The organism is Hasllibacter sp. MH4015, from assembly GCF_020177575.1.
GTDB lineage: Bacteria > Pseudomonadota > Alphaproteobacteria > Rhodobacterales > Rhodobacteraceae > Gymnodinialimonas.
Map to the genome: position 1 here is coordinate 545636 of NZ_JAHTBK010000001.1, position 20707 is coordinate 566342.

At 63.5% G+C, this 20707-nt stretch carries 27 protein-coding genes; 25 read left to right on the forward strand and 2 right to left on the reverse strand.

Annotation, left to right across the window (positions count from 1 at the left end; all coding sequences use genetic code 11):
• Positions 1–39 precede the first annotated feature (39 nt).
• The 3 genes from KUW62_RS02960 to KUW62_RS02970 all read left to right on the forward strand — a co-directional run bounded on the left by KUW62_RS02960 (position 40) and on the right by KUW62_RS02970 (position 3335).
• Positions 40–894 carry a hydroxymethylglutaryl-CoA lyase gene (locus KUW62_RS02960; RefSeq protein ID WP_224814029.1) on the forward strand — a complete coding sequence of 285 codons (855 nt, stop codon included), beginning with the start codon at positions 40–42 and terminating at the stop codon, positions 892–894.
• A gap of 2 nt (positions 895–896) precedes the next feature.
• A complete protein-coding gene (locus tag KUW62_RS02965; protein WP_224814030.1) occupies positions 897–1682 on the forward strand; it encodes a crotonase/enoyl-CoA hydratase family protein in 786 nt (261 codons plus the stop codon).
• Positions 1683–1787: 105 nt separating this feature from the next.
• Positions 1788–3335, forward strand: coding sequence for an AMP-binding protein (locus KUW62_RS02970; RefSeq protein ID WP_224814031.1), 1548 nt, complete (start codon positions 1788–1790; stop codon positions 3333–3335).
• Positions 3336–3407: 72 nt separating this feature from the next.
• Here the strand turns inward: KUW62_RS02970 and KUW62_RS02975 are convergent, their stop codons facing one another.
• On the reverse strand, positions 3408–3881 hold the full coding sequence (locus tag KUW62_RS02975) for a hypothetical protein (protein ID WP_224814032.1): 474 nt from the start codon (positions 3879–3881) through the stop codon (positions 3408–3410).
• Between the two features lie 119 nt (positions 3882–4000).
• Here KUW62_RS02975 and KUW62_RS02980 point away from each other — a divergent pair, with 119 nt between their 5' ends.
• The 15 genes from KUW62_RS02980 (at position 4001) to KUW62_RS03050 (ending at position 14829) form a co-directional block, all read left to right on the forward strand.
• Positions 4001–4894: a hypothetical protein gene (locus KUW62_RS02980; RefSeq protein ID WP_224814033.1), complete on the forward strand. Its 894-nt coding sequence runs from the start codon at positions 4001–4003 to the stop codon at positions 4892–4894.
• A gap of 100 nt (positions 4895–4994) precedes the next feature.
• Positions 4995–5360, forward strand: coding sequence for an NADH-quinone oxidoreductase subunit A (locus KUW62_RS02985; protein WP_224814034.1), 366 nt, complete (start codon positions 4995–4997; stop codon positions 5358–5360).
• A 3-nt stretch (positions 5361–5363) separates the two neighbouring features.
• Positions 5364–6272: a trypsin-like peptidase domain-containing protein gene (locus tag KUW62_RS02990; RefSeq protein ID WP_224814035.1), complete on the forward strand. Its 909-nt coding sequence runs from the start codon at positions 5364–5366 to the stop codon at positions 6270–6272.
• Positions 6273–6398: 126 nt separating this feature from the next.
• The gene (locus tag KUW62_RS02995) at positions 6399–6932 is read left to right on the forward strand and encodes an NADH-quinone oxidoreductase subunit B family protein (protein WP_224814036.1); all 534 of its coding nucleotides are present in this window, start codon (positions 6399–6401) and stop codon (positions 6930–6932) included.
• A gap of 9 nt (positions 6933–6941) precedes the next feature.
• Complete coding sequence (locus KUW62_RS03000) at positions 6942–7559, forward strand: NADH-quinone oxidoreductase subunit C (RefSeq protein ID WP_224814037.1); 618 nt, start codon at positions 6942–6944, stop codon at positions 7557–7559.
• Positions 7556–7933, forward strand: a complete 378-nt coding sequence (locus KUW62_RS03005; RefSeq protein ID WP_224814038.1) for a nuclear transport factor 2 family protein — start codon at positions 7556–7558, stop codon at positions 7931–7933. The genes KUW62_RS03000 and KUW62_RS03005 overlap by 4 nt, the downstream gene beginning before the upstream one ends.
• A gap of 6 nt (positions 7934–7939) precedes the next feature.
• Positions 7940–9178: an NADH-quinone oxidoreductase subunit D gene (locus KUW62_RS03010; RefSeq protein WP_224814039.1), complete on the forward strand. Its 1239-nt coding sequence runs from the start codon at positions 7940–7942 to the stop codon at positions 9176–9178.
• A 92-nt stretch (positions 9179–9270) separates the two neighbouring features.
• Positions 9271–9636: a hypothetical protein gene (locus KUW62_RS03015; protein WP_224814040.1), complete on the forward strand. Its 366-nt coding sequence runs from the start codon at positions 9271–9273 to the stop codon at positions 9634–9636.
• Positions 9637–10027: 391 nt separating this feature from the next.
• Positions 10028–10507 (forward strand): hypothetical protein, encoded by a 480-nt coding sequence (locus KUW62_RS03020; protein ID WP_224814041.1) that lies wholly within the window; start codon positions 10028–10030, stop codon positions 10505–10507.
• A 96-nt stretch (positions 10508–10603) separates the two neighbouring features.
• The gene (locus tag KUW62_RS03025) at positions 10604–11752 is read left to right on the forward strand and encodes an NADH-quinone oxidoreductase subunit E (RefSeq protein ID WP_224814042.1); all 1149 of its coding nucleotides are present in this window, start codon (positions 10604–10606) and stop codon (positions 11750–11752) included.
• 142 nt (positions 11753–11894) lie between these two features.
• Complete coding sequence (locus KUW62_RS03030; protein ID WP_224814043.1) at positions 11895–12629, forward strand: hypothetical protein; 735 nt, start codon at positions 11895–11897, stop codon at positions 12627–12629.
• Between the two features lie 30 nt (positions 12630–12659).
• Positions 12660–12854, forward strand: coding sequence for a hypothetical protein (locus KUW62_RS03035; protein ID WP_224814044.1), 195 nt, complete (start codon positions 12660–12662; stop codon positions 12852–12854).
• Between the two features lie 21 nt (positions 12855–12875).
• The gene (locus tag KUW62_RS03040; RefSeq protein ID WP_224814045.1) at positions 12876–13109 is read left to right on the forward strand and encodes a DUF5337 domain-containing protein; all 234 of its coding nucleotides are present in this window, start codon (positions 12876–12878) and stop codon (positions 13107–13109) included.
• 44 nt (positions 13110–13153) lie between these two features.
• On the forward strand, positions 13154–14449 hold the full coding sequence (gene nuoF / locus KUW62_RS03045; RefSeq protein WP_224814046.1) for an NADH-quinone oxidoreductase subunit NuoF: 1296 nt from the start codon (positions 13154–13156) through the stop codon (positions 14447–14449).
• The gene (locus KUW62_RS03050; RefSeq protein WP_224814047.1) at positions 14449–14829 is read left to right on the forward strand and encodes a DUF5333 family protein; all 381 of its coding nucleotides are present in this window, start codon (positions 14449–14451) and stop codon (positions 14827–14829) included. Before nuoF ends, KUW62_RS03050 begins: the two co-directional genes overlap by 1 nt.
• A 253-nt stretch (positions 14830–15082) precedes the next feature.
• Here the strand turns inward: KUW62_RS03050 and KUW62_RS03055 are convergent, their stop codons facing one another.
• Positions 15083–15262, reverse strand: a complete 180-nt coding sequence (locus KUW62_RS03055) for a hypothetical protein (RefSeq protein WP_224814048.1) — start codon at positions 15260–15262, stop codon at positions 15083–15085.
• Between the two features lie 83 nt (positions 15263–15345).
• Here KUW62_RS03055 and KUW62_RS03060 point away from each other — a divergent pair, with 83 nt between their 5' ends.
• The 7 genes from KUW62_RS03060 to nuoH all read left to right on the forward strand — a co-directional run bounded on the left by KUW62_RS03060 (position 15346) and on the right by nuoH (position 20705).
• On the forward strand, positions 15346–15828 hold the full coding sequence (locus tag KUW62_RS03060) for a DUF3291 domain-containing protein (protein ID WP_224814049.1): 483 nt from the start codon (positions 15346–15348) through the stop codon (positions 15826–15828).
• Between the two features lie 144 nt (positions 15829–15972).
• The gene (locus KUW62_RS03065; protein WP_224814050.1) at positions 15973–16230 is read left to right on the forward strand and encodes a hypothetical protein; all 258 of its coding nucleotides are present in this window, start codon (positions 15973–15975) and stop codon (positions 16228–16230) included.
• Entirely contained in the window at positions 16194–16610 is a 417-nt protein-coding gene (locus KUW62_RS03070; protein ID WP_224814051.1) for a hypothetical protein, read from the forward strand. The genes KUW62_RS03065 and KUW62_RS03070 overlap by 37 nt, the downstream gene beginning before the upstream one ends.
• A 104-nt stretch (positions 16611–16714) precedes the next feature.
• On the forward strand, positions 16715–17146 hold the full coding sequence (locus KUW62_RS03075; protein WP_224814052.1) for a DUF5333 domain-containing protein: 432 nt from the start codon (positions 16715–16717) through the stop codon (positions 17144–17146).
• Positions 17147–17206: 60 nt separating this feature from the next.
• Positions 17207–19225 (forward strand): NADH-quinone oxidoreductase subunit NuoG, encoded by a 2019-nt coding sequence (nuoG, locus tag KUW62_RS03080; RefSeq protein ID WP_224814053.1) that lies wholly within the window; start codon positions 17207–17209, stop codon positions 19223–19225.
• A 79-nt stretch (positions 19226–19304) separates the two neighbouring features.
• Positions 19305–19628 (forward strand): hypothetical protein, encoded by a 324-nt coding sequence (locus tag KUW62_RS03085; RefSeq protein WP_370632837.1) that lies wholly within the window; start codon positions 19305–19307, stop codon positions 19626–19628.
• 42 nt (positions 19629–19670) lie between these two features.
• Complete coding sequence (gene nuoH / locus KUW62_RS03090) at positions 19671–20705, forward strand: NADH-quinone oxidoreductase subunit NuoH (RefSeq protein WP_224814054.1); 1035 nt, start codon at positions 19671–19673, stop codon at positions 20703–20705.
• Positions 20706–20707 lie beyond the last annotated feature (2 nt).

Consider the following 20707-nt stretch of genomic DNA (forward strand, 5'->3'; position numbering starts at 1 on the left):
CGAGGATATTTGGGGCACATGGAAGGGGGGCCGCGCGCCATGGGTGATCGGGTCGAGATTTTCGAGGTGGGCCCGCGCGACGGCTTGCAGAACGAGGCGCGTCGGATCCCCACGGCGGAGAAGATCGCGCTGGTGGATCTGTTGTCCCAGGCCGGGTTCCGACGGATCGAAGTTGCGTCCTTCGTCAGCCCCAAATGGGTGCCGCAGATGGCCGATGGGGCCGAGGTGTTGGCCGGGATCACGCGGGCGGAGGGCGTGTCCTATGCCGCGCTGACGCCGAATATGCGCGGATACCAGCGGGCTGTGGCCGCGCGCGCCGACGAGATCGCGATCTTCGCAAGCGCCTCGGAAGGGTTTTCCAAGGCCAATCTCAACGCGACGATTGCAGAGAGCCTGGCGCGGTTCGCGGATGTGGCAGCCGCCGCGCAGGCCGACGGGATGCGGATGCGGGGCTATGTTTCCTGCGTGACGAATTGTCCGTTCGATGGACCCACGGCACCGGAGGATGTGGCGCGCGTGGTGGGGGCGTTGCGGGAGATGGGGGCCTATGAGGTCTCGTTGGGCGATACGATTGGGCAGGGGCGGCCCGAGCGGGTCGATGCGATGCTGGAGCGTGTATTGGAGGAGTTGCCGGCGGAGCGGTTGGCCGGACATTTCCACGATACGGCCGGGCGGGCGCTTGCCAATGTCGACGCGGCGCTGGCACGCGGATTGCGGGTGTTCGATGCAGCGGTGGGTGGTCTTGGCGGCTGCCCCTATGCGCCAGGGGCGGCAGGGAATGTTGCGACCGAGGCGCTGGACGCGCATCTGGCCGCACGCGGGTATGTGACCGGGTTGAACCGGGCGGTGGTCGCGAAGGCGGGCCGGATGGCGCAGGACATGCGGGGAGGATGAGCATGGGTGAGACGATCAGGATTACGGTCGACGAACGGGGCGTCGCGACGCTGTGCCTTGATCGGGTCGAGCGGCACAATGCGATGAATGCCCAAATGATCGCGGAACTGACGCAGGCCGCCGAGCGCCTGGGCCGCGACCCGGCGGTGCGGATTGTCGTGCTGACGGGAGAGGGTGCGAGTTTCTGTGCCGGCGGCGACCTTGGCTGGATGAAGGCGCAGATGGAGGCCGACGGCCCGACCCGCGCTAGAGAGGCCCGAGCGCTGGCGGAGATGCTGGGGGCGCTGGACCGTCTGCCCAAGCCGTTGATCGGACGGGTACAAGGGCAAGCCTTTGGCGGTGGCGTCGGCCTGATGAGCGTGTGTGACGTGGCCGTGGGTGTGGACAGCGCGAAATTCGGCCTGACGGAGGTGCGGTTGGGCCTGATCCCGGCGACGATCGGGCCCTATGTGGTGGCGCGGATGGGAGCCGCGCGGGCACGCCGGGTGTTCTTCTCGGGCCGCCGGTTCGATGCGGCGGAGGCGGTTTCGCTTGGCCTTCTGGCGCGCGCGGTTCCCGAGGCCGAGTTGGATGCGGCGATGGAGGCGGAGGTTGCGCCCTACCTGTCTGCCGCGCCCGGTGCGGTGGCCGAGGGCAAGGCGCTTGTCGCGTCGTTAGGCGGCGCGGTGGGCGAGCAGGACGTGGCCATGACCATCGACGCGCTGGTGCGCCGATGGGAAACGCCCGAGGCCGAGGAGGGGATCGCGGCCTTCTTCGACAAGCGCAAGCCGGGGTGGGTGGACGCCTGACCCGGTAATTGTCTGACATTTATCGCTAGACAGACGCCACCTCCTTCCGCAATCCTGCGCCCCGATATCGGCCCAATCCCAGAGGCCGGACTCGGGAGGATCATCATGGCCATATTCCAGAGCCGCCACGGCACCGTGGAAGTGCCCGCGATTTCAGTGACCCAGAAGCTGTTCGAGGGCTTCGAGGGCCGGCTGGATGACGTGGCCATGATCGACGGGCCCACCGGGCGGGAGGTCACGGCGGGCGCGATGATCGAACAGATCAAGCGTCTGGCCGGCGGGCTGACGGAACGCGGCGTCCTGCCGGGCGGAACCGTGGCGCTTCTGGCGCCGAACCTGCCGGAATATCCCGTTGTCTTCCATGGGGTCGCCTTGGGCGGCGGCACCGTGACGACCATCAATCCCACCTACACCGCGCCCGAGATCCAGCATCAATTGAACGATGCGGGGGCCACGATGCTGGTCACCATTTCGATGTTCGAGGAGGTGGCGCGCAAAGCCATGGCTGGCACCGGATGCACGGAACTGGTCGTGCTGGATGGCGGCGGGGACGGGGCCCTATCGCTGTCGGACGTGATGGGGGCGGAGTTGCCTGCGCAAGCCCCGGTCGACGTGGAAAACGACGTTGTTGTCCTGCCCTATTCCAGCGGCACGACGGGGCGTCCCAAGGGGGTGATGCTGACCCATCGCAACCTTGTGGCCAACGTGACGCAATCCGCGGCGGTTGCCGGGATCACGCCGGGCGACAAGGCGATCGCCTTCCTTCCGTTCTTCCACATCTACGGCATGACCGTGCTGATGAACCTGTTTCTGAACCAGCGTGCGCAGATCATCACGATGCCGCGCTTCGATCTGGAAATGTACCTCAAACTGATCCAGGAGCATCGCGCGACGCGGCTTTACATCGTGCCGCCCGTGGCCCTGGCGCTGGCCAAGCATCCGCTGGTGGAGGAGTATGACGTATCCTCCGTGAAGCAGATTTTCTCGGGCGCTGCGCCACTTGGCGCGGAGATCGAGGCGGCTGTGGGCGCACGGTTCGGTGCCTCCTCGGTCCAGGGATACGGGATGACGGAACTCAGCCCGATCAGCCACATGACGGCGGGCGACAATATCCGCCACGGCTCGAGCGGGCAGGCGGTCCCGTCGACCGAATGCCGGATCGTGGATCCCGAGACGCTGGAAGATCTTCCGGCGGGCATGGAAGGGGAATTGTGGATCCGCGGCCCGCAAGTGATGAAGGGTTACCTCGGCAACCCCGATGCCACGGCGGAGACGATGGCCGATGGCGGATGGCTGCGCACCGGCGATCTGGCGGAGATCGACGAGGACGGCTTCATGTTCATCCGGGACCGTCTAAAGGAATTGATAAAATACAAAGGGTTCCAAGTCGCACCGGCGGAGGTGGAAGCCGCACTTTGCGCGCTCGACGGGGTCAGCGACGCCGCCGTGATCGGGCGTAGCAACGCGGAGGCGGGCGAAGTTCCCGTGGCCTTCGTCGTGACCGCCCCGGGCGTGGACGAGGCCGCGCTGCGCGCCCATTGCGAAGGGTGCCTTGCGAGCTACAAACGGCCCGAGGAATACCGGTTCGTGGACAGCGTGCCGAAGAGCGCGAGTGGCAAGATCCTGCGTCGGGAATTGCGGGACGCGCTTTAGCCGTGTGACAGGAAAACTCGGCGCTTTCGTCCACGAAAGCGCCGATTTGGCTAGCGTTGCAGGCTGATGACATCAGAATTCGAGCTTCCCGGACACGGAGAAGCTCATCTGATCGGACTGCGAGTCGTAGCTAATTGACGCCGAGAATTCGCGCCCGTCCGTAGTGCCGTCTTCGACCGCGGTTGCAAGCTCGGCAGAGAACTTGCCCGAAGATGCGAGGTCGAAGCCAAGATCGAACCCACCGAACGTCGCATTACCGCTGAGCGCGATGCCGAATTGATCAGTAAGGACATCGTAGTCGGATTGGACATTAAGATCGCCGAAATCCCCCCAATCGACCGCATAGCTGGCGGAGATCGTGGCATGCGCCTCATCGCCGTCCGAGTAGCTCAGCGTCGTGCGAAATGTTTCAATCTCGAAATCGACCAGGGCCGCGGCGGCCTCTTCGGTTGTGGAGAATTCGTAGGTCAGGCTATCCGCCAAAACCAGTTGAGGGACCACGGCAAGGATGGCTGCGAGTGCTGAAGTGTAAAGTGCTTTTTTCATGACGAGCTCCTATTTTCTAATCATCTTCGCACCGGTTCCGATGCGTCGATGAGGAGTGACCTAGGGGCATCCGATCTGGCATTTCAGTTCCGAAAATTTGCAAAAAAACCAAAAGAAAGTTGGAAATTTCCGATTCCTTCCCGATACTTCCGAAATCTTCTGGAGTGCATGAAGGGGGTGCGGAAGACGTGGGGGAAAACGTGTCACCGGAGGAGCGCAAACGAATAGGCCAGCGCTGCCGAGAACGCCTTTATGACAACGCCGTGCGCAACGCTGAGGCGGCCCGGAACGGAGAGACAGCACGCCAGATCGCCACGGTCGATGAGCTGTGCCATCAATCCGGTCTGTCCAAGAATACGATCTACAAACTGCATTCCGGCGAGTTTTCCGTGCGCACGCTACGCTTGGTCGAAGGGTTGATCGGACCGGTGTCGGGCGAAGCGTCTTCGCAAAACGGCAGTGGAGCTGACGTGGCCAAGGGCGTGACGGCATCCACGCAGGTCCTCTCCGGTGGATACTCGCTATCCGATATTTCAAGGTATTTGGGGGTGTTCCTCACGGTTCGGCAAGGCACGACCGTGCGGGAAAACCTACTAACGACGATCATGCGCGTGCGCTGGGATGCGGATCGAAGCATCGCGCGATTCTATGAAGACATCCGCTACACCTCATCAAACGGGAAAGCGCAGGATTACAGCCAGTCCGGAACGCTGCATATGAGCCAGGGGATCGGAACGATACACTTTTTGACGTCGTTCCAAGGGGCCATAAGGCTGATGACGACCACACCGATGCAACCTATGGCACCTGTGATGTACGGCGCGATCCTAACCCAAGTGCCCATGGCCGGACATCACGTCCCCACGTCGTCCGTCGTCCACCTGCGCCGAATCTTCGAAGACCCGAATTCAACACCCAAGTCCATGACCGGGGTGGTTCGGCCCGGTTCCCCGCGCTTCAAGGAGCTGAGCAGCGATCTTGGGGATGCGCGGGAGGCGATCCTTGCCCGATGACGGGTGGCCCCGTGCCGCGCGCTTCGCCGCACCACCTGCCGTTGACCCCTTCGCGAGTGCGGCGTAAACCGCAGGGCGATACACTCCGCTTGAGGCGACCATGACCGAGCTTCTGACCGAATATGCGCCGATCCTGATCTTTCTGGGCCTTGCCATCGGCCTGGGCCTCGCCCTGATGCTCGCGGCGGTGGTTCTGGCGGTGTCAAACCCGGACCCCGAGAAGGTCAGCGCCTATGAATGCGGGTTCAATGCCTTCGACGACGCGCGGATGAAGTTCGACGTGCGTTTCTACCTCGTGGCGATCCTGTTCATCATTTTCGATCTGGAAATTGCCTTCCTTTTCCCCTGGGCCGTGGCCTTTCCGGGGCTGAGCGATCTGGCGTTCTGGTCGATGATGGTCTTCCTTGGCGTGCTGACCATCGGCTTCGCCTATGAGTGGAAGAAGGGCGCGCTGGAATGGGAGTGAGCCGTGGCGGCAATCGCACGACGTAGGGATCTTGGCCTGGCGAGCGTCTTCGCCCTTGGTCTGATGTCCACGCTGGCGGTCGCCCAGAACGCGAGCCCCCCCGTTGACGACGGCACCCGAACACCCGGCCAGATCGGCCCGGAAAATCGCGTCCAGCTCAGTATGTTCGAACCCGAGGGTGCAGAGAGGTTTCCGGGATGGGAGGATGTGGCCGATGCGGTCGTGCGCGTGTCGTGCAATGGCGGCAGTACCGGCGGCGGTGTCCTGATCGGCGCGGGCGACTTGATGATCACGGCGGGCCATGTCTTCTTCAACGAGGACGGGAGCCAGAGCACCGACCGGACGAATTGCGTGGCGATCCATCCCCGTGGCGACGTGGTGACGATCCGGGACGACACGATCAAGTCCGGCGGTTTTGCTGTGCCCGCGGCCCTCGGCACCCATTTCTCCGTCGGCGTGACGGCGGTGGATTGGGCGATCGTGGAACTCAGCCGCGCGCCCCATCGCGCGGCCCCTTTGCCGCTTGCGGGTCGCGATGAGTTGATCCTTTACCAGGGGCAGCCGGTGCTCAACATCTCCGGCCCCCATGACAATTTCGAGGTTTCGGGCTTCCTGGCGCAGGTTTGTACCTATTTCGGCACGCCGCCCACGGCGTCGGCGCTGGATGAGAACAACCGGATCTACGGGCGCCCCGCCGCACCGGGCGACGAGTTGCGTGTGGCGCGGTACGATTGCGACCTTGGGCTTGGCGGCTCCGGCTCTCCGATCATCGGGTGGTACCAGGGCGAACCCTATGTCTGGGGCATCCTGACCGACAGCCTGCGCGGTCAGGACAGGTGCGAGCGGGTCCAGCGGACCTCGTGCTATTCCGCGGGGCCGTTGGTGACGGCGATGGACATGGTGCCGCGATAGGCCGTGCAACATCGGGGCGACGGGTCGGGGTGCGACAGAACACCCGTCCTCAAAACACGGCCTCACGTTGACCCCGGGCGCTGCCACCCGTATCTCCGATACCGAACGACACAAGGGTGAGCCACGATGGGTGTAGCAACGACCCCCAACCACGCCGGTGCCGACCGAGAGGTCGCCACGCAGACGCTGAATCGGGAGCTTCAGGACAAGGGCTTCCTCGTCACCTCGTCGGAGGACATCATCAACTGGGCGCGCACCGGCTCGCTGCATTGGATGACGTTTGGCCTGGCGTGTTGCGCGGTCGAGATGATGCACACCTCCATGCCCCGCTATGATGCCGAGCGTTTCGGGATCGCACCCCGCGCCTCCCCCCGGCAATCGGACGTCATGATCGTGGCGGGCACGCTGACCAACAAGATGGCGCCGGCGCTGCGCAAGGTCTATGACCAGATGCCCGAGCCGCGCTACGTGATTTCCATGGGGTCGTGTGCCAATGGCGGCGGATACTACCACTACAGTTATTCCGTCGTGCGCGGCTGCGACCGGATCGTGCCTGTTGACATTTACGTGCCCGGCTGCCCGCCCACGGCGGAGGCGCTGCTATACGGTATCTTGCAATTGCAGCGGAAGATCCGCCGCACGGGGACGATCACGCGATAGGGGATGACCATGACCGCAGCCTTGCAAGAACTGGCCGATTACCTGTCCGAAAAGCGGGCCGATGACGTGCTGTCGACCGATATCAACTCGGTCGGGGAGCTGAGCGTCGACGTGGCCCCCGGTGGCATTGGCAGCTTCGTGGAGTTTCTCAAGACCGACAGGACCTGCCGGTTCTCCACACTTATCGACATCACGGCGGTCGATTACCCCACGCGGGACCGGCGCTTTGATGTCGTCTATCATTTCCTGAGCATGTACCAGAACCACCGTGTCCGCGTGAAAGCGGCGATCCGGGAGGATGACACGGTTCCGTCGATCACCGGCGTCCATGCCGCCGCCGGTTGGTACGAGCGCGAAATCTACGACATGTTCGGCATCCTTTTCACCGGCCACAATGATTTGCGCCGCATCCTCACGGATTACGGTTTTCGCGGGCATCCCCTGCGCAAGGATTTCCCGACCACGGGTTATACCGAGGTCCGCTATGACGAGGAACTCAAGCGCGTGGTCTATGAGCCGGTGAAGCTGGTTCAGGAATACCGCCAGTTCGATTTCATGTCGCCGTGGGAGGGCGCGGAATACATCCTGCCGGGTGACGAGAAGGCCGATGGGGACGCCGCAAAATGAGCGACGCCTACGCGCAAGTGATGCAGGTCGTGCACGCCTACGGTGAGGCGGTCTACTATGCGCGGGCGGATGTGTTCGAAGATATGTGCCATGACCGCTTCCAGATGACGCTGGTGGAGCCCGAGGGTAGCACGTTTTGGGATAAGGCCGCGTATTTGGACCGCGTGCGCGGACGTAGCGCGTTTGACGGCGCTGCGTCGTATGGAATTACGAGCGTTGATGTGGCGGGCGACGAGATAGCGCGCGCGCATCTGTGGGTGGATGTGCCGCCCCTGCGCTATGAGGATCACTTGGGGTTCGTGAAAGAAGGTGGGTCGTGGAAACTGCTCACCAAAGTTTTCCGTACCGCGGCCCATTTGGACGTGCAGGAGTAAGAGATCATGATGGACGGTGACATCCGCACGAACACCTATGACGACGGATCGACCGATTTCGAGACGGGCGAACAGCAAATCCGCAACTTCAACCTGAACTTCGGACCCCAGCATCCGGCGGCCCACGGTGTGTTGCGTCTGGTGCTGGAGTTGGACGGCGAGATTTGCGAGCGCTGCGATCCGCATATCGGCCTGCTCCATCGCGGCACCGAAAAGCTGATGGAGAGCCGCACCTATCTCCAGAACCTGCCCTATTTCGACCGCCTGGATTACGTGGGCACGATGAACCAGGAACATGCCTGGTGCCTGGCGATCGAACGGTTGACGAAGACAGAAGTGCCGCGCCGCGCGCAGCTGATCCGCGTGCTTTATTGTGAGATCGGGCGCATCCTGAACCACCTGCTGAACGTGACGACGCAGGCGCTGGACGTGGGTGCGCTGACCCCGCCGCTTTGGGGGTTCGAGGAGCGTGAGAAGCTGATGATCTTCTACGAGCGGGCCTCGGGCGCGCGGCTCCACGCCGCCTATTTCCGGCCCGGCGGTGTGCATCAGGACCTGCCGCCGGAGCTGATCGAGGATATCGACGCCTGGGCCGACAATTTCCCCAAGGCGCTTGATGACATCGACACGCTCTTGACGGAAAACCGCATCTTCAAGCAGCGGAATGCTGACATTGGGATCGTGACCGAAGAAGACATCCAGAATTGGGCGTTCTCGGGCGTGATGGTGCGTGGCTCGGGTTTCGCCTGGGACTTGCGGCGCGCGCAGCCCTATGAATGCTACGACGAATTCGACTTCCAGATCCCTGTGGGCAAGAACGGTGATTGCTACGACCGCTACCTCTGCCGAATGGCGGAGATGCGCGAGAGCCAGAAGATCATCAAGCAGGCCTGCGAGAAGCTGCGCAATGAACCCGGAGAGGTCATGGCGCGGGGCAAGATGACGCCACCCACGCGCGGCGACATGAAGACCTCGATGGAAGCGTTGATCCACCACTTCAAGCTCTACACCGAAGGCTTCCACGTGCCGGAGGGCGAGATTTACGCTGCCGTCGAAGCGCCCAAGGGTGAATTCGGGGTCTACCTGGTGGCGGACGGCACCAACAAACCCTACCGCGCCAAACTGCGCGCGCCGGGTTTCCCGCATCTGCAGGCGATGGATTACCTTTGCAAGGGCCACCAACTGGCGGATGTTTCGGCGATCCTGGGGTCGCTCGATATCGTGTTTGGGGAAGTGGATCGCTGACAGGCGCAAAAGCGTCCGGTCGGGAAAGCCTGCCGTTTGGCAGGCTTTTTCAGTGTGCTAGGGCTGAGGGAACCAAGTTGAAGGAACCGTTCATGCGCCTCACCTCGCTTCTTCCCGCCATCGCGCCGCTTGTCGTCGCGTCCATGGCCCATGCCCAGGCCCCCACACCCGAGGACCATCCCGGCTATCCGCTGGCCCAGGCCATCGCGGCGGAAGGGTGTGTGTTGCACCAGGATGACGTGAACGCGGTGATGGAGGGGATCGGCGTGGACAGCGCGATGTTTCCTCAGATGGCGGTGCCGTTGATGCAGACCGGGTTCTTGCGACCCTCTGGCAACGGCACGCTGACGCTGGTAAATTGGGGTGTCTGCGCCGATTTGCCTGCCGGGAATTCGGGTGCGGAAGACGCGCCCGAGGGTGACGCAGACGACAACGGCACGTCCGATACGGACGGGTAACCTACGGAATCCCTCCGTTGTGAACGGGCGGTGCAGACGTCACGTTGGTCTCACGAACCTGTGAGAAGACTGACACGATTGGACGCCCCGCCTAGCCCCCATGTTCCCCTGACCGACAAGGGCGTAACGCGGCCCGGCTTACCCGATCTCCCCCTGTCACGTCTTTGATCGGGCCGGTATCCAGCCGGCCCGGCGGCCAAGCCCGCCTGCCATTGCGACCCGCGTGCCTCCCCTCGGCGCGGATCGCTCCGCATCAGCCCGGCGGAAGAAGGGGTCCGGCCCGGGCGGGGGCGTCTTTCCTGAGCGATCAGGAAAGGCGCCCTACTTGTTTGCCATGCGTGTGGACTTGCCCCTTCCGGGATGCCACCGTTCCGAGGGTGGAGGTCTGCCCATGCCGAACCCGCCCCGATCTGCACCCGTCCGGATTGCCGCATTGCTGTGCGCACTTGCCCTTTGGCCGGGCGCGGGGCTTTCCCAATCCACCACCCCGCTTCTGGACCGCGTACAGGATCTTTCGGAGGAGGAGATCGCCACCATTACCCAGCGCGCGTTCGAGCGGGTCGGCTGCGCCATTCCGGCAGAGCTCGTCTCCGTCTTCGACATCTTCTTGGTGGATCAGGTCCTGACCGCCCTGGGGGAACCTGTCGGGCCGGACGTGGCGCGACAGGGCTACTTCGCCTTGCGCCTGCGCAGTTCCACGATCCACCATGCGGACGCGCGCGCGGTTCTGGCCGCGGCGCGGGCTGTCGATGGGGACGTGGCCGCCGCAATGCGGGCGGGACGCCTGACGTTGCGCCAGGGCCTGTTCCGGGTGGCGGACTGCGAACCGGCCGGCTCCGTCTTCGTGCTTGCGCCTTACGCGGCGCAATAATCGCGGCCCCGCCCCCTGCGCCATAGCGCGCATGGACATCCCCGCCGGATTGCGCGAAACGAAAGCAACGAAAGATCGACCGCCAGGGACAATTCCATGCTGCGACGCCTGCACCCCGAGCAACCAGACAGCTTTGCCTTCACACCCGCCAACCAGGCATGGGCCGAAGCGCAGATCACCAAGTACCCAGAGGGTCGGCAGGCCAGCGCGATCATCCCGCTGCTGTGGCGCGCGCAGGAGCAGGAGGGTTGGCTGACCCGGCCCGCCATCGAAGGTGTGGCCGACATGCTTGGCTTGGCGCATATTCGCGCGCTGGAAGTGGCGACGTTCTATTTCATGTTCCAGCTTCAGCCCGTGGGCTCGGTCGCCCATATCCAGATCTGCGGCACCACATCGTGCATGATCTGCGGGGCCGAGGACCTTGTGGCCGTGTGCAAGGAGAAGATCGCGGCCAAGCCGCATCAGCTTTCCGAAGACGGCAAATTCAGCTGGGAAGAGGTCGAGTGCCTGGGCGCATGCGCCAACGCCCCGATGGCGCAGATCGGCAAGGATTACTACGAGGACCTGACGACCGAGCGGTTGGGGGAACTGATCGACGCGATGGCGCGCGGCGACGTTCCGGTGCCCGGTCCGCAAAACGGGCGCTACGCGTCCGAGCCTGCATCGGGGCTGACCTCGCTGAAAGACCACGAAGCGGGGCGGGATGACCTGAATATCTCCGCCCGGCTGGCCGTTGATATCGGCGACACGATCAAGCGGATCGACGGAACGGAAGTGCCGTTGCTCGCGCCCTGGGGTCGGCAATCGGGCGATGGCGTCCCGCAAGAGCCCGCGCGCCCGGCGCCCGCCAACCGCGCCAAGGGAAGGCCCGCCGACAAGACCGGAACCACCAAGGAAGAGGCCCCGGCCATGTCGAAGGCCAAGCCGGTCTCCAAACGCGATCCGGAAGTCAGCTCAGCGGTCGAAGCGCCCGAGGCTGCACCAGCGACCGCAGTTGACGAATCCGAGCCCGAGCTTCTGTCCGGGCCCCGCGAAGGCCGGGAAGCCGATGATCTGAAACGCATTTCCGGCGTCGGCCCGAAACTCGAAGGCGTTCTGAACGATCTGGGTTTCTACCATTTCGACCAGATTGCGGAATGGGGCCCGGGGGAGGTCGCGTGGGTCGATGCGCGCCTGAAATTCAAGGGCCGGATCGAACGGGACAATTGGATCGAGCAGGCCAAAACCTTCGCTGCCGAGGGCTGATCCAGCCCATTGATCGGCTAATCTCGCGTCCTCCGGTCGCAACGGCCTGCGTCATTTTGTCAACTCCGTACAAGACACCGGCGTTTTCCTGCGCTAAGACTCTTTGCGAACGGACAGTTACAAGAGACTTGGGGGTCAAATCATGAAAAAATCCGGTGGGCTGGAATGCCTTGCATGGACGTGGGGCATCGCCGCGTTGGCGGGCGTGTTCGTCGCGGCGGCGTTGTGGGTGCTTGGCGGATGGAGCTTCATGCAAGGGGCGTTCATGGGCATCCTTGCGCTGCTGGTCCTTGGCGCGGTGCTGACGATTTCCATGTGCCGGGAACCGGCGCGGCCCGCAAATGCAAGGGACGCATACGGGACCGGCAACGCGGCATCGGCCAGCGGGACATCCGCGCGTGCGACCGCCGCACCGGTGGCGGCAGCGGCCCCAGCGGCGGCGGCGGCACCCGTGCCAGCACCGCCTGCGGACCCGGCGCCTGAGCCCATCGCCGCCGCACCCGATCCTGCCCTGACGGCGGACCCGGCCCCCGAGCCGACGCCCGCACCGGAACCGACGCCAGAACCCGCGGCAGAAGACACTGGTCCCGGCACACGGCCCGAGGCGCTGGATGGCCCCCGCGGTGGACAGGCCGATGACCTGAAGCGGATCAAGGGTGTCGGCCCCAAGATGGAAGTGCTTTGCAACGAATTGGGCTTCTACCATTTCGACCAGATCGCCTCGTGGACCGACGAGGAAGTTGCGTGGGTCGACCAGAACCTCAAGGGGTTCAAGGGCCGCGTGTCCCGCGACAATTGGGTTGAGCAGGCGCGCCTACTGGCCGCAGGCGGCGAGACCGAGTTTTCCAAGAAAGTCGACGACGGGGATGTATATTGATCCCCGGATAGGAATTTCGGAGGTCGAAAGATGCATCTTCTCAACGACATCTGGCTGCGCGGGCAGGCCGCGCAGCAATCCACGCTGCAACTGACAGCCTACGGCACCGCATTTGCCGGAACGACAGCGTTGCAGGCGATGAGCCTTGGATTGCGAGCGCCGCAGGCCTTCTGGTCCGCCATGGGCCGCGCCAGCGGGGCGAAAGCACCCGACGCGGATGCCTGAGGCCGCGTGTCGCGACGTCCGATGAGCGAACGCAAACCCATATCCGACCGAGACCGCCGCCTTGTGCGCCAGATCCGTATCGCCGCGTTGGTGATGGCGGTCACGATGATCGTGTGGATGGGGCTGCAATACCTAGGCGGCGTCTATGAATGGCCGGTGCGGTTCGCGTTCCTCTTCGACCTTGCGGCGTTTGTGGCACTGGTCTGGGCGCTCGTGGTGACGTATTGGGTGTGGAAAGAGCGAAAGCGAAGCTAGGTGCGCCACGGACCGCGCGCCCGAGTGACCAAGGATCAAGAGCCATGTTGCAGGACAAAGACCGGATCTTCACCAATATCTACGGGATGCATGACCGGACGCTGGCCGGTGCAAAAGCGCGGGGCCATTGGGACGGCACCAAGGACCTGATCGGTCTGGGCCGCGACAAGATCATCGAGATCATGAAGGCAAGCGGCTTGCGCGGGCGCGGTGGTGCCGGGTTCCCGACGGGTCTGAAGTGGTCGTTCATGCCCAAGGAAAGCGACGGTCGCCCGGCCTATCTGGTGGTGAATGCCGACGAATCCGAGCCCGGGACCTGCAAGGATCGGGAGATCATGCGCAATGATCCCCACACGCTGATCGAAGGCTGCCTGATCGCGAGCTTCGCGATGAATGCGAACGCCTGTTACATCTATATCCGCGGCGAATACATCCGCGAGCGGGAGGCGTTGCAGGCCGCGATTGACGAGGCCTATGAAGACGGCCTTCTGGGCAAGAACGCCGCGAAATCGGGCTGGGATTTCGACCTCTATCTGGCCCATGGCGCTGGCGCCTACATCTGCGGCGAGGAAACCGCCCTTCTGGAAAGCCTCGAAGGCAAAAAAGGCATGCCGCGCATGAAGCCGCCGTTCCCGGCGGGCGCGGGCCTCTATGGCTGCCCCACCACGGTCAATAACGTCGAATCGATTGCCGTCGTGCCCACGATCTTGCGCCGGGGCGCGGAATGGTTCGCGGGCTTCGGCCGCCAGAACAATGCGGGCACGAAGCTGTTCGCGATCTCGGGCCACGTGAACAATCCGTGCGTCGTGGAAGAAGCGATGAGCATCTCGTTCGAAGAGCTGATCGAGACCCATTGCGGCGGCATCCGGGGCGGGTGGGATAACCTCAAGGCCGTGATCCCGGGCGGCTCCTCCGTGCCGTGTGTGCGAGGCGAGCACATGAAGGACGCGATCATGGATTTCGATTATCTCCGCGGGGAGCTGGGCTCTGGCCTTGGCACCGCGGCAGTGATCGTGATGGATCAGTCGACCGACATCATCAAGGCGATCTGGCGGCTGGCATATTTCTACAAGCACGAAAGCTGCGGCCAGTGCACGCCGTGTCGCGAAGGTACTGGCTGGATGATGCGAGTGATGGAGCGACTGGTGCGTGGAGAGGCACAGGTCGAAGAGATCGACATGCTTTTCGACGTGACCAAGCAGGTGGAGGGTCATACGATCTGCGCTCTCGGCGACGCAGCGGCGTGGCCGATTCAGGGCCTGATCAAGAATTTCCGCGACGAAATCGAGGATCGCATCAAGGTGCGCCGCGACGGAACGGTGCAGGTCGCGGCGGAGTGATGCGCGCGCTGGCCGTTTTCGCCGGGCTGGTGACGCTGACCGGTTGCGTGGCGCAATCCACGGGAGTGCAGGCGCAGTTCGAGGCCTTCGCCGCCGATGCCTCCACTGCCGAGATCATGGACGATATTTGCCCGCAATACCGGATGCGGCAATCACTTGAAGCATTGACCGACGGATTCATTCAGCAGATGCGAGACGCCGGGTATTCCGACACGGAAATCGTGCAGGCCATCGAAGCGACGCCTGAAAGCCGGGTGGTTGACCGCGTGATCGCCCGCATGGGCGCCGAAGGTGTGACACCCGGCGACGCAGCGGCGCTGTGCGCCTACGCGGAGCGGGAAGTCGCGGCCAATAGCGGCATCGGGCGCCTTTTGCGCTAGGTCGTCTTTTGCCACGGGTCGCTTGGCCTGCTAGGCTTCGCGAGAGGAGAAGTTCTGGTATGTGCCATGGTTCCATTGACCCCAAGATCCTGATGCGCGACGCGGAGGCGCGGTTCCGCAAAGGCGTTGTGGCCCGACCCGCGACGGAGCCTTCGGGATCAATGCCGCCCGAATTGATGGGCGGATGGCGGGGCGTCTGGGCCCGGACCGTGACCCGTCTAACTCAGCGTATTGCCACAGCGGACTAGGCCGATCACTTTGGCGTGCTGACTTTCTTGAGGAGTTCCTGCTCCTTCTCCGGCATTCCCTTGGAGACGTCCTCACGGGTTTTCTTCGATTTCTCCTCGCCCACGCCGTCCTTTTCGATGAAATTCTCCGTCACGTCGTCGGCCTTTGTCGTCACACCTTTGGGTTGCGTCTTGTCGTCGGACATTGTCCTCTCCTCCTTGGATTACGTGGGATCAACCGCGCCGATGGCGCTCCGGTTCCCCGTGGCGATGCTGACGGAGGGCGCGAATGCACCTGGCAGAATTGAACGTGGGGCGGCTGATCGCGCCCACCGATGACCCGCGCGTGGCGGAGTTCATGGATAACCTCGACCGCATCAACGGTCTGGGAAAACGGATGCCGGGCTTCGTGTGGATGATGGAAGGCTCGGGCGAGCCGGGGACGGGGAATACCGACGCGAAGATCGGCGGCGACCCACTGCACGTGGCCAACCTGACCGTCTGGGAAGATGCCGAAAGCCTGGAGCGGTTCGTTTGGGGCACAGTGCACAAGCAATTCTATGAACGCCGCACGGATTGGTTCGAAGTGCTGGGGGAGCAGCATTTCGTGATGTGGTGGGTGGAGCCGGGGCACAAACCTTCGCTGGAGGACGCGCTGGCGCGGCTCGACCACCTCAAGGCCCATGGCGACAGCGATCATGCGTTCGGCTGGTCTTGGCTGCGAGAGGCACGGATGTGGAAACGCCACGGCTGCGCACCCGCCGCGGGCTGAGCCTGTGACCTGAGGGACTCACCCCCGCGCCGCCCGTCATCCAGCCATCTTGCTGGATTCGGACGTTTTTCTTATTCTTTGCGCAAAATGACCGCACGGGCGATATGCACCGACGCGGCGTCTTGAGGGCAAAGGGGCAGCGCAATGATCCGCGTTTACTGGTATTCTCTGGCGATAATCTATCTGACTTTCGCCATCGTCGGGGCGATCCTCGGCTATGGGCAATGGGGAGTTGGGGGCGGCATCCTGTGCGCCGTCGTGGGGGGTATGGTGGCCTCCGGCGTGGCGATCATCCTCAACACGCCCGAGCGGATGGAGGCGGCGATCTATATCGTGCTGGCGCTGTTGTTCATGACGCTTCTGGTTTGGCTGATCGTCACCTTCTGGGGCGTGCGGATCTGATGCGGGCCGCGCTGGCGATCCCGCTGGTGCTGGCGGCATGCGTCACGCCGCAGGTCTATGTCACGGAAATCGGCCCGCTTCAGGTGGTGGTCGAGGATGACCTCGTCATCGCCAATACCGCGACCCTGCCGGACGGATCGGTGATCGAGCCCTTCCCGCAATTCGGGGGCCTGGCCGTGCGCACGCTCAACGGTCGCCCCGTCCCGTTCGAGGGGCGCGATGCCGCGTTCGAGGCAATGGCGGCCTATTGCGCCGATTCCATCGTGATGGGCGCACCCCTTTGGTTCGGTTGGCGCGCCGTGGGCGACGAACAGCTTTGGACGGCGGCAGGCTGCGAAGAAGTGCAAGACGACCTGTCCGCGTTCTCCGGGGCGGAATAGTGCCGAAACCGGCGATAACCGTTTCGTGACATTGAATAACCCGGTGGCTTTGCCCCATCTCCAGTCTCGGGAAACGGCAGACCTATCAAGGGATAAGGACAAAAATGATCACCCCCTTCCGTATCGTGGCCGCCGCCGGCGTAATGCTGGTCACTGGCCTTTTCACGACCATCGGCCATGCGCAGGACGCACAGTGGCAACCCCTGCGCGATGATCCGGAAATTCATTCCGGCCTGACCGTCATCTCGGTCGGCCGTCACATCCAGAACCAGTGCGAGGATATCAGCCCGCGCCTGGTGCGGGCCTGGGCCTTTGCCGAAGGTCTGGTGGGCCGTGCGCAGGACCTGGGGTTCACCCGCGCCCAAGTGGACGCCTTCATCGCCGACCGGACGGAGCAGGACCGTTATCGCGCGATCATGCGGCAATGGTTTGCGCAGCAGGGTGCGGATGCCGATGACGCCGCATCGGTGTGCCGTGTGGGGCGCGACGAAATTACCGCAGGCTCTCAGATTGGCAGATTGCTCCGGGCCGGGTAGAAGACGGTCCAGACATGCCGCTGCAACGCAGCGCGGGCAGAGGGAAAAGGACCGGTCCCCATGAGCGATTTGCGCAAGATCATCATCGACGGAAACGAGATCGAGGTTGATCCAGCCATGACCCTGATCCAGGCCTGTGAGCAGGCCGGGATCGAAATTCCCCGGTTCTGTTACCACGAGCGTCTGTCCATCGCTGGCAATTGCCGGATGTGCCTGGTCGAGGTGGTGGGTGGTCCGCCCAAACCCGCCGCGTCCTGCGCGATGCAGGTCAAGGATTTGCGCCCGGGGCCCGAAGGTCAGCCGCCCGTGGTGAAGACCAATTCGCCGATGGTGAAGAAGGCGCGCGAAGGTGTGATGGAGTTCCTCCTGATCAATCACCCGCTCGATTGTCCGATCTGCGACCAGGGCGGCGAATGCGACCTGCAGGATCAGGCGATGGCCTACGGGGTCGATTTCAGTCGCTTCCGCGAACCCAAGCGTGCCGTGGACAACATGGATCTCGGCCCGCTTGTGGGCACCGCGATGACGCGCTGCATCTCCTGCACCCGATGCGTGCGGTTCATCACCGAAGTGGCCGGCATGCCGGAGCTTGGGCAGACCGGGCGCGGCGAGGATGCGGAGATCACGTCCTACCTTGGCCAGACGCTCGATTCGGAGATGCAGGGAAATATCGTGGATCTCTGCCCGGTCGGTGCCCTGACCTCCAAGCCCTACAGCTTTACGGCACGCCCGTGGGAGCTGACCAAGACCGAAAGCATCGACGTGATGGATGCGCTCGGCTCCAACATCCGCGTGGACACCAAGGGCCGCGAAGTGATGCGCATTCTGCCGCGAAACCATGACGGCGTGAACGAGGAATGGTTGAGCGACAAGTCCCGCTACGTCTGGGACGGGCTGCGCCGCCAGCGGCTCGACAAGCCTTATATCCGCGAGAACGGCAAGCTGCGCCCGGCCAGCTGGGGCGAGGCGATGGGCCTGGCCGCCGAGAAGATCAAGGCCGCGACCAAGCTGGCCGGTCTGGTGGGCGATCTGGCCCCGGCCGAGGCGGCCTTTGCGCTGAAGGCTCTGGTCGAGGGGCAGGGCGGTGTCGTGGAATGCCGCACCGATGGCGCGAAACTGCCCGCGGGCAATCGCGCGGCCTATGTCGGCACGGCGGCGATCGAGGATATTGACGACGCGGATTACATCATGCTGATCGGCACCAACCCGCGCGCGGAAGCGCCGGTCCTGAACGCGCGTATCCGCAAGGCTTGGGCGCGCGGGGCCAATGTTGCCCTGATCGGTCAGGCCGTTGATCTGACTTATGAATATGTCCACATGGGTACCGATCGCGCGGCCCTTAAGAAGCTGGTCGAGCACGAGTTCGGCGAGGTGAAAGAGAAGAATTCCATCGTCATCATCGGGCAGGCTGCGTTGCTGGGTGAAGATGGGGAGGCTGCGCTGGCCCATGCACAGGCCGCCGCGGCCGCGATGAATTCGAAGCTTCTGGTGTTGCATACGGCCGCCGGCCGGGTGGGCGCGATGGACGTCGGTGCGACGAACCCCGATGCCATGGCCGCCGTTCAGGACGCCGACGTGATCTACAATCTTGGCGCCGATGAGGTGGAAATCGCAGACGGGGCCTTCGTGATCTACCAAGGCTCGCACGGGGATCGCGGCGCGCACCGGGCCGATGTGATCCTGCCCGCTGCGGCCTACACCGAAGAACAGGGGCTGTTCGTGAACACCGAGGGCCGCCCGCAGCTGGCGATGCGCGCCAGCTTCCCTCCGGGCGACGCGCGGGAGAATTGGGCGATCCTGCGCGCGTTGTCCGCTCAGATGGGGGCGACGTTGCCCTTCGACACGATCGCGGCCTTGCGAAAGCAGATGGTGGACGTGGCCCCGCATCTGGCCATGATCGACGAGGTGGCGGAGAACGAGGGCGATGCCCTTGAGATGGGCACGCTCGGATCAGGCGAGTTCGGGTCCGCGATTGCCGATCACTACCTCACCAACCCGATCACGCGGGCCTCCAGCCTGATGGCGGAACTGTCTGCCGGGGCGAAGGCGCGCGGCGAAGACCGGATTGCGGCGGAATAACGGAGTGAGGGTCGGCCCTTCCCTGGCATGCACGGCCCTTGCGCTGTCCTGCGCCTGCACACCCACGGAAGGCCCAACCTTGGACCAGGCGCCGCCCGCCACCTATGACGGGGTGGAGACGCGGCTTCTGGACGACGATCTGGTGAATTTCAGGGCACAAATGACTGGTGTGGCCACCCGCGCCGACCTTGACGCCTATACCCGATGCGTGGCGGCGCAATACACGCTGATCCGGGGGTATCCATTTGCGCGACATGTGCGCACAAGTATCACCGAAGAGGGTGGCGTTTGGGTCGCAGATGCGGTTTACACCATCTCGCCGGAACTCCCGCGCGGGTTGCAGACGCTCGAAGCCGAGGTGGTTGTGGCAGATTGCGCAGAGCAAGGGATCCCGACGGTCTGATAGACAGGCGCAGACGGCCCCGAGCTAAGGGACAAACGACCGATGGACTTCTTATCCACCACCCCCGGCATGATCCTGATCATCCTGGCGCAGTGCCTGTTGATTGTCGTGCCCCTGCTCGTGGCGCTCGCCTTCCTGATGTACGCGGATCGCAAGATCTGGGCGTCGGTGATGATGCGGCGTGGCCCGAACGTTGTGGGTGTCTTCGGCTTGCTGCAAAGCTTTGCGGATTTCATCAAGTACATCGTCAAGGAAATCGTTATCCCCGCTGGTGCGGACCGGCCGGTCTTCCTGCTGGCCCCGATGGTCAGCCTCGTGATGGCATTGGTCGCGTGGGCGGTCATTCCGTTCAACGAAGGCTGGGTCCTGTCGGACATCAACGTTGCAGTCCTGTTCGTCTTCGCCGTCTCCTCGCTGGAAGTATACGGCGTGATCATGGGGGGGTGGGCCTCCAACTCCAAATATCCGTTTCTCGGATCGCTCCGCTCCGCCGCGCAGATGATTTCCTACGAGGTGTCCATCGGGCTCATCATCATCGGTGTCATCATCACCACAGGGTCGATGAATTTCGGCGCCATCGTTGAGGCGCAGGACGGCGATTACGGCCTGTTCAACTGGTACTGGCTGCCGCATCTGCCGATGCTCTTCTTGTTCTTCGTCTCTGCTTTGGCCGAAACCAACCGTCCGCCCTTCGACTTGCCTGAGGCGGAATCGGAACTCGTGGCCGGCTACCAGGTGGAATATTCCTCCACCCCGTTCCTTTTGTTCATGATCGGAGAGCTTGTCGCCGTCGTCTTGATGTGCGCGCTCATCACGCTGTTGTTCTTCGGCGGCTGGCTGTCGCCGATCCCCGGCCTGCCCGACGGCATCTTCTGGATGATCCTGAAGATGGGCCTCGTGTTCTTCTGCTTCTCGATGGTGAAGGCCATCGTGCCGCGCTACCGCTACGACCAGTTGATGCGTCTGGGGTGGAAAGTGTTCCTGCCGTTCTCGCTCTTCTGGGTGGTGTTCGTGGCCTTCATGGCGAAGTTCGAGCTGTTCGGCGGGGTCTATGCCCGTTGGGCGATTGGAGGATAGCG

Excerpts from the sequence above, each read along its gene's own strand:
- KUW62_RS02960 (WP_224814029.1), top strand. The coding sequence starts at position 40 with ATGGGTGATCGGGTCGAGATTTTCGAGGTGGGCCCGCGCGACGGCTTG.
- nuoG (WP_224814053.1), top strand. The coding sequence starts at position 17,207 with ATGAGCGATTTGCGCAAGATCATCATCGACGGAAACGAGATCGAGGTT.
- nuoF (WP_224814046.1), top strand. The coding sequence starts at position 13,154 with ATGTTGCAGGACAAAGACCGGATCTTCACCAATATCTACGGGATGCAT.
- KUW62_RS02970 (WP_224814031.1), top strand. The coding sequence starts at position 1,788 with ATGGCCATATTCCAGAGCCGCCACGGCACCGTGGAAGTGCCCGCGATT.
- KUW62_RS03000 (WP_224814037.1), top strand. The coding sequence starts at position 6,942 with ATGACCGCAGCCTTGCAAGAACTGGCCGATTACCTGTCCGAAAAGCGG.
- KUW62_RS03015 (WP_224814040.1), top strand. The coding sequence starts at position 9,271 with ATGCGCCTCACCTCGCTTCTTCCCGCCATCGCGCCGCTTGTCGTCGCG.
- KUW62_RS03060 (WP_224814049.1), top strand. The coding sequence starts at position 15,346 with ATGCACCTGGCAGAATTGAACGTGGGGCGGCTGATCGCGCCCACCGAT.
- KUW62_RS03050 (WP_224814047.1), top strand. The coding sequence starts at position 14,449 with ATGCGCGCGCTGGCCGTTTTCGCCGGGCTGGTGACGCTGACCGGTTGC.
- nuoH (WP_224814054.1), top strand. The coding sequence starts at position 19,671 with ATGGACTTCTTATCCACCACCCCCGGCATGATCCTGATCATCCTGGCG.
- KUW62_RS03030 (WP_224814043.1), top strand. The coding sequence starts at position 11,895 with ATGAAAAAATCCGGTGGGCTGGAATGCCTTGCATGGACGTGGGGCATC.
- KUW62_RS03075 (WP_224814052.1), top strand. The coding sequence starts at position 16,715 with ATGATCACCCCCTTCCGTATCGTGGCCGCCGCCGGCGTAATGCTGGTC.
- KUW62_RS03010 (WP_224814039.1), top strand. The coding sequence starts at position 7,940 with ATGATGGACGGTGACATCCGCACGAACACCTATGACGACGGATCGACC.
- KUW62_RS02975 (WP_224814032.1), bottom strand. The coding sequence starts at position 3,881 with ATGAAAAAAGCACTTTACACTTCAGCACTCGCAGCCATCCTTGCCGTG.
- KUW62_RS03055 (WP_224814048.1), bottom strand. The coding sequence starts at position 15,262 with ATGTCCGACGACAAGACGCAACCCAAAGGTGTGACGACAAAGGCCGAC.
- KUW62_RS03020 (WP_224814041.1), top strand. The coding sequence starts at position 10,028 with ATGCCGAACCCGCCCCGATCTGCACCCGTCCGGATTGCCGCATTGCTG.
- KUW62_RS02985 (WP_224814034.1), top strand. The coding sequence starts at position 4,995 with ATGACCGAGCTTCTGACCGAATATGCGCCGATCCTGATCTTTCTGGGC.
- KUW62_RS02965 (WP_224814030.1), top strand. The coding sequence starts at position 897 with ATGGGTGAGACGATCAGGATTACGGTCGACGAACGGGGCGTCGCGACG.
- KUW62_RS02995 (WP_224814036.1), top strand. The coding sequence starts at position 6,399 with ATGGGTGTAGCAACGACCCCCAACCACGCCGGTGCCGACCGAGAGGTC.
- KUW62_RS03065 (WP_224814050.1), top strand. The coding sequence starts at position 15,973 with ATGATCCGCGTTTACTGGTATTCTCTGGCGATAATCTATCTGACTTTC.
- KUW62_RS03025 (WP_224814042.1), top strand. The coding sequence starts at position 10,604 with ATGCTGCGACGCCTGCACCCCGAGCAACCAGACAGCTTTGCCTTCACA.
- KUW62_RS03035 (WP_224814044.1), top strand. The coding sequence starts at position 12,660 with ATGCATCTTCTCAACGACATCTGGCTGCGCGGGCAGGCCGCGCAGCAA.
- KUW62_RS03005 (WP_224814038.1), top strand. The coding sequence starts at position 7,556 with ATGAGCGACGCCTACGCGCAAGTGATGCAGGTCGTGCACGCCTACGGT.
- KUW62_RS03040 (WP_224814045.1), top strand. The coding sequence starts at position 12,876 with ATGAGCGAACGCAAACCCATATCCGACCGAGACCGCCGCCTTGTGCGC.